At 66.6% G+C, this 12,001-nt stretch carries 12 protein-coding genes; 1 reads left to right on the top strand and 11 read right to left on the bottom strand.

Features of this window, described 5'->3' with window-relative positions:
* Nucleotides 1-113: 113 nt before the first annotated feature.
* The 6 genes from J2T47_RS21085 to J2T47_RS21060 form a co-directional block, all read right to left on the bottom strand.
* The gene (locus tag J2T47_RS21085; protein ID WP_253451253.1) at nt 114-692 is read right to left on the bottom strand and encodes a DUF2846 domain-containing protein; all 579 of its coding nucleotides are present in this window, start codon (nt 690-692) and stop codon (nt 114-116) included.
* 149 nt (nt 693-841) lie between these two features.
* Entirely contained in the window at nt 842-1,429 is a 588-nt protein-coding gene (locus J2T47_RS21080) for a GNAT family acetyltransferase (RefSeq protein ID WP_253451562.1), read from the bottom strand.
* A 179-nt stretch (nt 1,430-1,608) separates the two neighbouring features.
* On the bottom strand, nt 1,609-2,904 hold the full coding sequence (locus tag J2T47_RS21075; protein ID WP_367399513.1) for an acyltransferase family protein: 1,296 nt from the start codon (nt 2,902-2,904) through the stop codon (nt 1,609-1,611).
* A gap of 51 nt (nt 2,905-2,955) precedes the next feature.
* Nucleotides 2,956-4,113 (bottom strand): phospholipase D-like domain-containing protein, encoded by a 1,158-nt coding sequence (locus tag J2T47_RS21070; protein WP_253451251.1) that lies wholly within the window; start codon nt 4,111-4,113, stop codon nt 2,956-2,958.
* Nucleotides 4,110-4,685, bottom strand: coding sequence for a YceI family protein (locus J2T47_RS21065; protein WP_253451248.1), 576 nt, complete (start codon nt 4,683-4,685; stop codon nt 4,110-4,112). Before J2T47_RS21065 ends, J2T47_RS21070 begins: the two co-directional genes overlap by 4 nt.
* A 112-nt stretch (nt 4,686-4,797) precedes the next feature.
* Complete coding sequence (locus J2T47_RS21060; protein ID WP_253451245.1) at nt 4,798-5,703, bottom strand: LysR family transcriptional regulator; 906 nt, start codon at nt 5,701-5,703, stop codon at nt 4,798-4,800.
* A 109-nt stretch (nt 5,704-5,812) separates the two neighbouring features.
* Here J2T47_RS21060 and J2T47_RS21055 point away from each other — a divergent pair, with 109 nt between their 5' ends.
* Complete coding sequence (locus J2T47_RS21055) at nt 5,813-7,312, top strand: MFS transporter (RefSeq protein ID WP_253451242.1); 1,500 nt, start codon at nt 5,813-5,815, stop codon at nt 7,310-7,312.
* A 577-nt stretch (nt 7,313-7,889) separates the two neighbouring features.
* On the opposite strand, the gene J2T47_RS21050 is transcribed toward J2T47_RS21055, so the two are convergent.
* From J2T47_RS21050 to J2T47_RS21030, 5 genes are all read right to left on the bottom strand, one after another.
* Nucleotides 7,890-8,489: a YceI family protein gene (locus J2T47_RS21050; protein WP_253451239.1), complete on the bottom strand. Its 600-nt coding sequence runs from the start codon at nt 8,487-8,489 to the stop codon at nt 7,890-7,892.
* A gap of 43 nt (nt 8,490-8,532) precedes the next feature.
* Entirely contained in the window at nt 8,533-8,880 is a 348-nt protein-coding gene (locus J2T47_RS21045) for an amidase (protein WP_192292269.1), read from the bottom strand.
* A complete protein-coding gene (locus J2T47_RS21040) occupies nt 8,877-10,004 on the bottom strand; it encodes a serine hydrolase domain-containing protein (RefSeq protein ID WP_253451235.1) in 1,128 nt (375 codons plus the stop codon). The genes J2T47_RS21045 and J2T47_RS21040 overlap by 4 nt, the downstream gene beginning before the upstream one ends.
* Before the next feature lie 130 nt (nt 10,005-10,134).
* Nucleotides 10,135-10,920, bottom strand: coding sequence for an MBL fold metallo-hydrolase (locus tag J2T47_RS21035; protein WP_253451231.1), 786 nt, complete (start codon nt 10,918-10,920; stop codon nt 10,135-10,137).
* Nucleotides 10,921-11,024: 104 nt separating this feature from the next.
* Complete coding sequence (locus J2T47_RS21030; protein ID WP_253451228.1) at nt 11,025-11,921, bottom strand: acyl-CoA dehydrogenase family protein; 897 nt, start codon at nt 11,919-11,921, stop codon at nt 11,025-11,027.
* Nucleotides 11,922-12,001: the final 80 nt, after the last annotated feature.

Here is a 12,001-nt window from a genome sequence, read left to right as displayed (position 1 = left end):
TGCCCCCGGACAGGGTTAAGAAATCGCCAGGATTCTCAAAGAGGAGTCCGAAAACTCTTCAGCACTTCAGGGCCTGAGACCGTCTATTCCGGGGATTTCCAGCAGTCAGCACATCACAGACCGAGGCGTTCGAAGAAGCCCGGCCCTTCGACTTCCTTGCCGCTGGCGGCGATGCTCACCGGACCCTGGACCTGCCGCGTGGCGGGGATTTCCCGCGAGCCCAGCTCCTTGCCCACCAGTTGCAGCGGGCCGGCACCCTGGCCAGTGGTGTGTTCGTACTTGGGCGGCGTGTGGGTCTCGTCGTAGCGCAGGTAGTAGACCTCGCCGGCGCGGGCTTCCAGGGTGAAGCCGGCGATCAGGGTGAAGTCCAGGCTGCCGCCAGCGAAGAAGGTCCAGAAGCTGCCCAGCAGCGGGCGACGCATCTGCAGCGGATAACTGCCGGGGGCGAAGCTCAGGGCGAAGTAGCCGTTGCTTGGCAGGCTGCCGATCAGCTCGTTGTCGATGAACAGCCCGGGCGCTTCCAGCTCTTCGTCGGACCACTGGTTCTGCGGCCGGTAGAGGTACACCGTGGCCTGCTGCGGATCCGCCGGCAGCGCGGCGAACGGCGGCCCGTCCACTGCGCCGAAGAACGCACCGGGCGAGCTGCAACCAGCGAGCATCAGGAAAAAGGCGCACAGGGCCACTCGGAGCATGGAAAGTCCCTCTTATGGTTATCCCCGGAGCATAACCAGCGCTTCACGCCTTGCCACCCGTCGAAAGTCCGGGTCGATCACTTCTCGGCCACACCTGGGCCACCGGCGCAGACCTGTCCCCGATCCAGCGTCCCGAACACTGACGTGCGTCAGCTCAGGTCCTTGAGCCAGAACATCATCGACTTGGCCGTCTCCCGTTGCTCGCCGATATCCCGCCAGTGGTACTCGGTCTGCAGGGAGGGTTGCGGAGTGAAGCCCCGCTGCAGCCAGAAGGCGTCCGGCGAGCGGTAGCTGGCAGGTCGCGCGAAATGATCCGGCTGCCGCCGAAGGGCGCAGAAGGCACACCAGTCGAAACGATCCAGGCTGCGCGCAAAGCGCTCGCGTTCCTCGAAGAAGTGCAGCTCGAGATCGGCGCTGCGGTACTCCGGCAGAACCAGCGACTCGCCAAAATAGAAGATTCGTTCCGGGTTCCAGCCCTGTACCAGGAACGGCTGCTGCAAAGCCTCGGATTCGTCCGGCAACGGCAGCCCGGTCGAGGCCCCCACTACCCGCCCCTCGTCGATCACCAGCACGCACAGGCTCCAGGCCGAGCGCACGTGACTGTCGAGGTATCCGGCTTCGTATTCCGGGCTGCCGTCGTAGAGGTAGGGATACTCGCGGAACACAGTAATGCGCAGTCGCGCCAGATCATCGATGAACGGGCGGATCGCATCGCCGCTGAGCAGGCGGAACTCGATGGGCATGGTGGTTTTCGTCCGCGAGGGGCCGCAGCGGCGGCGCTGCAGAAAACCTAGCACGGGCCGCACAAGTTGGCAGAGCTGGCGATCTGGTTCGCGAGCAAGCTCGCTCCTGCAGGTTCAGGTCGCGCGCTTCGCAGGATCGAGGGGGACGCCTGGAACCTGACCCGGACCGGAGGTCATGACTCGGTCACCACCCGTCGCCGCGAGGCCGGCGGTGCAGGCGGCGCTGGCAACAGGTGGCGCACCAGCCATTTGCGCACCGGTACCACGCAGCGCTCCTGCACCAGCACGCAACTGGTGACCATGAACAACAGGAACAGCGGGTACAGCCACAGCGACAGCTGCTGGTGCGTCGCCGACTCGACGCAGAAGGCCCAGTCCGCCAGGCAATCGCCCGGCGCGCGGATCAGCTTCTCGGTGCGCGAGAACAGCGTGAACAGCGGCACATGCAGGGCGAACAGCGACAGCGACGCCGCCCCCAGGCGTGGCGACCAGTGGCGGATCAGGCTGTTCTGCGGATCGCGCGGCAAGGCGCTCATGTACACCAGCACCAGCTGTGCCGGCAGCAGCAGGCCGTTGTGCAGGAGGAAGTACCAGTACTTGGCGCCATGGGTGTAGAGGTAATCGGCAACGAGGAAACTGGCCAGCACGAAGGCGCCCATTGCCGTCAGCATCCCGCGCCCCGGCAGGCGGCCGGCGTCCTTGTACTCGCGGAACAGCCCGTAGGCGAGGATGCCGCTGAGGAACTCCGGCAGACGCAGCAGCGGGTTGCGGTGCAGCAGGCCGGTCCAGGGCATGCCGTACTGCTCGCTGGCGACCACTAGGATCGGCGGGATCAGGTAGAGAATCCACAGTGCCAGCAGCCAGCGCCATTTGTTCTGCAGGCGCGCCAGGCGTGGTGCGACGAAGGGGAAGCAGAGGTAGAAGAAGAACAGCGTCGACAGCGACCAGAGCGGTGCGTTGAAGGTCAGGTAGTACGGGTTCCAGGCCTGCAGCATGGTGAGCTGGAGGATGCTGTTGAACAGCAACTCGCGGTCGCTCATCCAGTGGTGGAACAGCTCCGGCTGCAACCGGCCGATGGCCTCGTTGGTGTCGTAGATGACGAAGCGTGGTGTCGCCTGGTCGAGGTCCGGGCCGATGCCCAGCCCGCTCACCACCAGCAGCACGGCGATGGTCAGCAGGATCGAGAAGATGTGCAGCGGGTAGAGGTTGGACAGGCGCTTGGTGAAGAAGCTGCGCGGAGTCTCGCGCAGTTGCCCATCGGTGACGTAGACGTGGCAGAGCAGGAAGCCGGAAAGCACGAAGAAGGTACTGGTGGCGAAGAAGCCCAGCGCGGTGAGGTCATCGAGCCCGGCGAACTTCTGCTCCGCCGGGTAGCTGTGCAGCGTGTGGTAGACCACCACGTAAAGGCCCATCAGGAAGCGCAGCCATTCCAGCCCGATGAAACGCTCCTTTTTTTGCAGGTTCTCCACGCTTCTCTCCTTCCAGGTAGGCGAATGGCCGCTGGACGAACGACAGCAGCATCATCGGCGGCGATCGAGGAAGTTCACCACCAGTCGGTCCAGCGAGCCCCACAGACGCTCACGCAAGCGCTTCCACCAGGGACGTGCGCGCCAGAAACCCAGGTCGATCTCGCGGCTCTGTGCGAAGTCGGCGGCCAGGCAGTCGGCCACCGCCGCGGTGAATGTCGGATCGAACGCTTCTACATTGGCCTCCAGATTGAACCGAAGGTTCCAATGATCGAAGTTGCACGAGCCGACGCTGACCCAGTCATCGACCAGCGCCATCTTCAGATGAAGGAAGCGCGGCTGGTACTCGAAGATCTTCACCCCGGCACGCAGCAGGCTCGGGTAATAGCGCTGTCCAGCGTAGCGCACCGGCGCATGGTCGGTGAGGCGCCCGGTGAGCAGCAGGCGCACATCGACGCCGCGCTGGGCGGCCTTGCGCAGAGCCCGGCGGACCTTCCAGGTCGGCAGGAAATACGGCGTCGCCAGCCACACGCGCTGGTGCGCGCCGCGCAGCGAACGCACCAGCGCCTGGAGGATGTCGCGGTGCTGGCCGGCGTCGGCATAGGCGACTCGCGCCAGGCCCTCACCGTAGCTGGGAATCGGCGGCAGTCGGGTCAGCAGGACTTCCTCCCGCGGTTTCCAGGCGCGCACGCCAAGACACGCGTTCCACTGCCGCTCGAACAGACGCTGCCAATCGGCGACGATCCGGCCGGTCATCTCCACCATCACTTCGTGCCAGTCGCTGCGGTTCTCCCGCGCGGACCAGAACTCATCGGTGGCGCCGGTGCCACCGACATAGGCGATGCGCTCGTCCACCAGCAGCAGCTTGCGGTGGTCGCGGTACAGGTTGCGGATGCCGGCCTTCCAGTTCAGCGGGTTGTAGTGGCGCAGCTCGCCGCCCGCCTCCAGCAACTGCCGCGTCCAGGCGCTGGAGAGCTTCAGGCTGCCGAAGGCGTCGAACAGGCAACGCACCTTCACGCCACGCGAGCGCGCCGCCAGCAAGCGATCCAGCAGCGCCTCGGCGCAGCTGCCGCTTTCCACCAGGTAAAGCTCCAGTTCGATCTGCCGCTCGGCACTGTCGATGGCGGCGAACATGCGCGGGAAGAAGCGCTCGCCGTCGCAGAGCAGGGCGAAACGGTTGCCCGTCCGCCAGGGGAAGATCGGGCCGCTCACCGCGAGGCGAAGATCAGCACGGCGCCCACCGGCACCGACAGGCCGATGCTCTTCAGCCCGGCCAGCTTGCGCAGCTGCGTCACGCCCGGAGCGAGGCCGAAGTCAGCGGCGTTGATCACCAGCGGCTGCAGCGTCACCACCTGGAAGCGGTGCTCGTCCAGGCGGGTGATCAGCACGTCGGTGCGGTAGTCCTTCGCCTGGCCGTTCAGCTCCAGGCGCAGCGGCAGGCGCGTCTCCAGTTGCACGCCACTGGCGAGATCGGTGATGGGGCGCAGGTCGATGGTCGAGGTGATGCGCGCCTCGGGGAATTTCTCGGTATCGAACAGCTTGTCGCGCACACGTTCGTCGCGCAGCGGGATGCCGGTGCTCAGCGAGTCCATCTCGATGCGCAGCTCCACCTGGCCCTGCTCCTCCACCTTGCCGTGCATCACCAGGAAGCGGTTCACCTCGGCGATATCGGCGTTTTTGGTGGTGACGAAGGTCAGCCGCGAGGACTCGTAGTCGAGGTACCAGGCAGCCTGGGCGGAAGCGGCGAAGCAGGCCGCGAAGAGGAAGGCGAACAGCGAGCGCATGGAATCCCTTACATGGAAAACGGACGGATCAACGGCCAACGATAGCGGCCCGCCGTCGGCTTGCAAACCGGCCGACCGGCGAGCCCATTGGGCAGGTGATGGCGCCAATGGTTCAGTCGGCCAGCAGGGCGGGAATCCCGGCCACCAGCGCATCGATGGCGCAACGAATCTTCGGCGGCATGTAGCGGGTCTTCGGCCACACCGCATGGATCTCCAGCGGCGGCAGGTTGCAGCGTCCCGTCACCGTCACCAGTTCGCCCAGCTTCACGTGCCGCGCCAACAGCCAGGACGGCAGGCGCGCCAGGCCGAAGCCGGCCACGGCGGCGGCCGTGATGGCCTGCAGGTCGTCCATGCTCAGCTGCGGGTCGATGTCGATGCGTTTCGCCTGGCCGTCGTCCTCGCGCAGGTCCCAGGGCGAGGTGACGCCGGCAACCGAATAACTGATGGCCGCGTGGCCGGCGAGATCGTCCAGCGCCTCCGGCATGCCGTGTTCGGCGATATACGAGGGCGCCGCGCCGATGCTGGTGTATTGCACGCCCAGCCTGCGCGCGGCGAGGGTAGCGCTGTCGCTCAGCGGGCCGATGCGCACAGCGAGGTCGAAGCCCTCCTCCACCAGATCGACGCGGCGGTCGGTGAAGGACAGGTCGATCTTCAGCGACGGATACTGCCGCGCCAGCGCCAACATCAGCGGCACCACGCAGAGGTGACCGAAGGAGATCGGCACGCTGACCCGCAGGCGCCCGCGCGGCTCCAGGCGTCCGCCTTCCAGCGCGGTGTGCGCGGCATCCAGTTCGGCCAGCGCGCGCACGCAGCTGTCGTAGAACACCTGGCCATCGTCGGTGAGGTTCTGGCTGCGCGTGGTGCGTTGCAGCAGGCGCACACCCAGGCGCGCCTCCAGCCGGGCAACGGCCTTGCCCACCGCCGAACGCGTGAGGTTCAGGCGCTCCGCCGCGAGGGCGAAGCTGCCGGCGTCAACCACCTGGACGAAGGTGGCAATGCCATCGAGCCGGTCCTCCATCACCCTTCCCCTTTGAATCCCAGAAAGACCCAATGATGGGACGAAATGGAGCCAATGGGGAACCCTGTTCTTTTCGACAATGGTGGCTCGCCAAACGGAGCCCACTCCCATGACTGCCCACCACACCCCCAGAAACCTCATCGCCCTGGCGGCGGTATGCCTCTCCTCGATGATGTTCGGCCTGGAAATCTCCAGCGTGCCGGCCAGCCTGCCAGCGCTGGAGCGCGTGCTGCACGGCAACTTCCAGGACCTGCAATGGGTGATGAATGCCTACACCATCGCCGTCACCAGCGTGTTGATGGCCGCCGGCACCCTGGCCGACCGCTTTGGCCGCAAGCGCCTGTTCGTCATCAGCCTGGCGCTGTTCGGCCTGACCTCGCTGCTTTGCGGGCTGGCAAGCGACATGCCGACCATGATCGCCGGGCGTTTCCTGCAGGGCGCCGCCGGCGGAGTCATGCTGATCTGCCAGGTGGCCGTACTCACCAGCCAGTTCAGCGAACCGATCGAACGCGTGCGCGCCTTCGCCGCCTGGGGCGTGGTGTTCGGCATCGGCCTGGGCTTCGGGCCGATCGTCGGCAGCGCCATCGTCGCCCTGGCCAGCTGGCAATGGGTATTCCTGGTCCACGGCCCGCTCGCCCTGCTCACCCTGGCACTGGCGCAGTATGGCGCGGTGGAATCTCGCGACCCGGAGGCCGAGCGGCTGGATATCAGCGGCATGCTGACGCTGTCGCTGGCGGTGCTCGGCACGGTGTTCTACATCACCCAGGGCGCGGTCATGGGCTTCGCCAGCCCGGCCGCGCTGGCGATCCTGCTGCTCAGCGTGGCCTGCCTGATCGCCTTCATCCTGATCGAGCGCCGTGTCGCCCATCCGATGTTCGACTTCTCGGTGCTGCGCATCCGCGCGTTTTCCGGCGCGATGTTCGCCTCGGCGGGGATGAACGTGAGCTTCTGGCCGCTGATGATCTACCTGCCGGTCTACTACCACGGCGTGCTCGGCTACGACGATGTGAGGGCCGGCTGGTCGCTACTCGCCTATACCCTGCCGACGCTGGTGGTGCCACCGATCGCCGAGCGCCTGGCGCATCGCTTCCAGCCGGGCTGGGTGATTCCCGGCGGGATGTTCGTGATCGGCGCCGGCTTCTTCCTGATGCTCTGGGGCAGCGCCGTGGACCACGCCAGCTGGCTGACCCTGCTGCCCGGCTGCGTACTGGCCGGCATCGGCCTGGGGCTGACCAATACCACGGTGACCAACACCTCCACCGCCGCCGTGCCCGCCGCCCGCGCCGGCATGGCCTCGGGCATCGACATGAGCGCGCGGATGATCTCCCTGGCGATCAATATCGCGGTGATGGGGCTGATTCTGCTCTCCGGTGTCGCCGCTGCGCTGCATGGTGTGGAGGGTGGCGAGAAGCTGCAATTGGCGGCCAGCATCGCCAGCGGCCGGCTGGGTGCGGACGATCCGGACGGCGCCCGTGCGGCGCTGGTGCAAGGCTTCGGCTGGGTGCTGGGCTACGGCGGGATCGCGGCCTGGTTGTTCGCGGCGGGGAGTTTCCTGACCTTCGGCGCGCATCGCGCGGTGCGGCCTAGACTGGAGGCTGTCCAATCCTGAATGACAGGAGCACTGCCATGAAAACCATCCTGCTGCTCACCTTCGTGCTCATCGGCGCTTCCAGTTGCAGCGTGGGCTCGGGCTTTCGCTTCCAGCCCGACGTGCCGGCGATTGCGGCGCGGGCTTGAGGCCGGCTGTTTTTGCGGTTGACGCTGTGCCGTGCGGTTCGCGAGCAAGGGCTAGGCGCCCCCCTCGGTCCTACGAAGAACCAATGCCCCGCCCCGGCTCTGGCTCTGTCTCTGTCTCTGTCTCTGGCTCTTGAAGACTTCCAGATAAACCTCAGCGCACTCCGAACGGCCCCGTTCAGGAGGCCTCGTTGAAACTTCGATTCAACGAGGGAATTTTTCGCCTAAGCGAAAAACCGGATGATTGGGGCAAGACCTTTGCCTTCTTTGGGGCGTTTGCCAAAGAAGGTCGCCCGAGGGGGCGAAACAAGAAGTCCGCGCGCACGCCGAAGCGGCGCAGAAATACCCAAGCCAACGCAGCAATACAGGACCAACATCGGAGCGGAGGAAGGCGCCGGCCCTGCCGGCGGATCGCGGGCATGGCCCGCTCCTACAGGGTCATGGTGCGCGTGTCACGGCGCCTGCTTGATCACCTGGCTGAACCCCAACACCGCAAACACCGGCACCTCCGGAGTAATGGAGGGCACGTTGGCGACTTCCTTGAGCGGCTCCAGCTTCTCCTCCAGGTCGAAGTCGACCAACTTGAGCACCAGCGGCTCCAGGGTCGTCACCTCGATGCGGCTCTCGCTGGGCCGGCTGACCAGCACCTCGGACTTGAGTCGGCGCTGCTGGCCATGCAGGTCGAGGTTGAAGTCGATGGTTTCCTGGCGCGACTGGCCAACCTGCAGGTCCTCGTATCGGCTGAGGTCCAGCTGGCTGCTGATGATCGCCTCGGGGAAGCGCTCGATCTCGAAGAAGGAGTTGCGCATGCGCTCGTCGCGCAGCGCCAGGCCGCTGTCGATGGACTCCAGCGGCACCACCACGCGCACCGCGCCCTGGTCGTCGATCTGCCCGGAGAGGCGGTCGAAGCGCTGCACCTCGGCCATCTTGCCGCGCTTGACCGAGACGAAGCTGATCCGCGAGGTGTCGCCGTCCAGTTGCCATTCGGCCAGGGCCAGGGGGCTGGCCAGTACCAGCAAGGCGCACACAGCTCCTGTTACAAAAGAATGCATTGGTCCTCCGAAGCGGGTCGCCCCGCTCCGTGGAACGCGCCCGTCAGTGGCTGCCCGATTCGGGCAAATCGTCCGCCTGGGGCATCAGTTGGCATCCCTCGCGCGCACCGAGCCAGGCGGCTGTCTGCGTACTGCCCAGGCCGCGGGCGGTCACCCGCTTGCGCGCTTCGTCGTCGAGGAAGGCGCTGGTCGGCACGTACTGCTTGGTATAGGCCTGACAATAGTCCGCCGAGTTCCCCATGACGTAGCGGCAGGAGCAGTACTCCTTGGCCGTGTAGGCACCGATGATGCCGGGGAACGCGGCGAGATGGACGCGGTTCTGCCAGGCCGTGGTCACCAGCGCGAGCAGCAGCAGGACCAGGGCGGTGAGAATCGGATGGCGACGGATCATGGCTGCACCTCCCCGTGGGCGAAGGCCGCCTGGGCAAGCTTGAGGAAGGTGTCGTGCTGGTAGCTGCCGTCACGGTCGTCGGCGTAGCGGACGATCACCAGCTTCTGTTCGGGGATCACATACAGCGCCTGGCCCCAGTGGCCGAGGGCGGCGAAGGTGTCCTCGGGCGCATCCGGCCAGGGCGCAGGCGCACCGGCCACCGGGCGGTTGAGCCACCACTGGCCGCCGGGCACCGCTTCGCCGGGTTTCTCGGTTTTCGGCTGGTACTCGGGGAATGGCGCGAGAACGAATTTCAGCCAGTCCTGGGGCAGCAACTGGCGATCCTTCCAGCGCCCGTCGCGCTCCATCAGCAAGCCGATACGGGCCATGTCGCGGGCGGTCATGTAGGCGTAGGAGGAGCCGACGAAGGTGCCGCTGGCGTCACGCTCCCAGACCGCGGACTGGATGCCCAGCGGCTCGAACAGCGCAGTCCAGGGGTAGTTCGCGTAGTCCTTGCCGACCATTTGCTTGAGCGTGGCGGAGAGCACGTTGCTGTCGCCGCTGGAGTAGCGGAAGCGCTTGCCCGGCTCGGCGTCGGCGGGGAAGCCGGCGGTGAATTTGGCCATGTCGTCGCGGCCACGGGTGTAGAGCATCGCCACCACCGAGGAGCGCACCGGCGCGTACTCGTACTCTTCCTGCCAGGCCAGGCCCGAGGCCCAGTGCAGCAGGTCGCGCATCTTGATCTCGGGGTGCTCGGCGAAGGCCGGGTAGTGCTTGGCCACCGGGTCGTCGAGCTGGAACTTGCCCTCGCCGAAGGCGACGCCGAGGACGCTGGCCATCACGCTCTTGCTCATCGACCAGGCCAGGTGCGGCGTCTCGGCTCGGGTCGGGCCGGCATAGCGCTCGTAGATCAGCTGGCCGTCGCGGATAACCACCACGGCGTCGGTACGCACGCCCTTGCGGGTGCCGTCGTCGCGGGTGGGGAAGGCGTAGTTCTCGAACGCCTGCACGGCGGCGCCGCTGGGAGAGGCGCCGTGGGGCCAATCGGCCTCGGGCCAGGTTTCGGTACCGTGGGCGTGGCTGCTCAGCAGGCAGGTCGCCAGCGCCAGCGCACGCAGCGCTGGGCGGAAGGGGGCAATGGGCATCGGCGGGCCTCTTGTTATCAGGTCGGCCCGCACCCTAGCACGGTGAAGATGACGGATTAAGCGCCGATCGTGCCGTAATCAAGGACGATTGGCGCAATCGGTCAGCACCGCGCTTGTCAGCAAGTACCTGTCAGCGCGGAACCTGATAGTCGTCAGGCCCCATCAGGTCCATGCCGCATTGCAGGTCGGCGATCCAGTCGAGGAAAGCCGTGATCATCGGTTTGCCCACGAACGGCCGGCCGTGCTGCGGGACGATCATCTCGATGTCGAGGCCGCGAACCATGTTGGCCCACAGCCGGCCGACCTTGTTCGAGGCCATGTAGCGGCGGTGGAAACCTTCCATGTGCGGCACATGGGCGGCGAAGTCCTGCACCGGGCTGGCATCGTCCACCAGGGAGGCGCCCATGTCGCCGGAGAAGAGGATCTTGCTGACCGGGTCGTAGACCTGGAAGTTGCCTACCGAGTGGAGGAAGTGCGCGGGGATCATCTTCAGCTGGCAGCGGCCCAGCTGTACCGACTCGCCACGGTCCGGCAGCGGGATCACGCGGTCATAGGTGGAAATGCCGTGGCTGACCGCCAGGTAGCTGGCCGTCAGGTGCGGCAGGAAGCGAGCCCAGAGCTTGGAGCAGATGACCCTGGCGCGGGTGTGCAGCAGCCACTTGTCCAGCGCGGCGATGATGTCCGGGTCCTGGTGCGAGGCGAAGATGTAGTCCAGGTCCTGCAGCGGGAACAGCTTGGAGAGTTCCAGGGACAGCGGGGTGTAGGTCAGGTCGCCACCCGGATCGAGCAGCAGGCGCTTGTCGTGGTCGACGATGAGGAACTGGTTGGATTGCACACCGTCGCCGCTGACCAGATCGTCGAAACACAGGCATTGGTGTTTACCGTCGTCGAACAGGACGATGGGTTCACGTCGCATGAGGGGATTTCCTAAAGCAGTGGGAGGGAAAACTGTGGGTAGCCCTGCGGAAATTTCTAGGTATCTCAGAAACTTCCGTAGGCTAGCGCCCCCTCCCCCAGCCCTCACTGACGTGGGTCAAGGCCTATTGCCACCCTCGCTTTCTCCAGGCGCTTGGCCCGCGCGGCGCCGGCGATGGCGAGCACGCCCTTGTCCCTGCGCCACACCGCCGCCAGCTCCGCATCGCCGGCGGCAAACGCGGAGTCCAGTGACGCGGCCAGGCTTTCGAACTGGCTGAAAACACCGGCCAGCAAGAGGTGGGTTTCCGCCTGCGAGGCGGGCTGCCGGCTGACTTCGGCGCAACCGGCGAGCACGCCGGTCAGGCGCAGCGTCAACTCCGCCGGCCACTGGCGCTCCAGCGCCAGCCCATAGAGCCAGGCGCAGACCGCCGCCAGCACATGGGTGTCTTCCAGGGTGCGGAACGGTTTGCTGTAGGCCTCCCAGCCGTCGCCGGGCAGGCGCTCGCAATGGGCGCCGTCGAGCAGCAGGCGGGCGTGGGGAATGTCGGGCATCAGCGGCAGGGCCGGCAGCGCTTCGAGCCTGGCGCCGGGGGCGCCGGCCTGCACCACGGTCATGGCGATGCGCGGCGGCTCGCCCTCCTCCTCGTCGCGCGCGGCGACCAGCCACCAGGCGGCACTCTCGGCGGCCGTGGCGAAGTCCTTGCGGCCGTGCAGCACCAGGCCTTCGAGGCGCGTCTGCAGATCGGCGGGGCGCACGCTCTTCTTCTCGGTCACGCACAAGGCGCCGAGGCTGCGCGGGGCAGCCGGCCAGAGAGCGCGCAACGCCGCCTGGTAGCCGGCGAGGAAGGCCAGCCCCGGCGAGCTCGCCAGACGGCCGCCGAGCAACGCCAGCTCGAAGCTGTTGGCGCACCCGGCGCGGGCGAGCAGTTCGGCGTACCAGTCGTCCAGGACCAGGCCGGGCGGTAACCGGTCCTGCGGGCCGAGCAGGCAATTCCAGGGCATCGCGGCGCTCCTTCCTTCGAGGTCGTTGTTCTTGTCATACAAGCATCACCGCACCGTCATGGGCGTGACACCGGTCATTC

The sequence above is a fragment of the Pseudomonas nitroreducens genome, assembly GCF_024170165.1.
GTDB classification, from domain to species: Bacteria; Pseudomonadota; Gammaproteobacteria; order Pseudomonadales; family Pseudomonadaceae; genus Pseudomonas; species Pseudomonas nitroreducens_C.
Note: the sequence above shows the minus strand (reverse complement) of the source record. Positions and strands in the feature narration are given on the sequence as shown.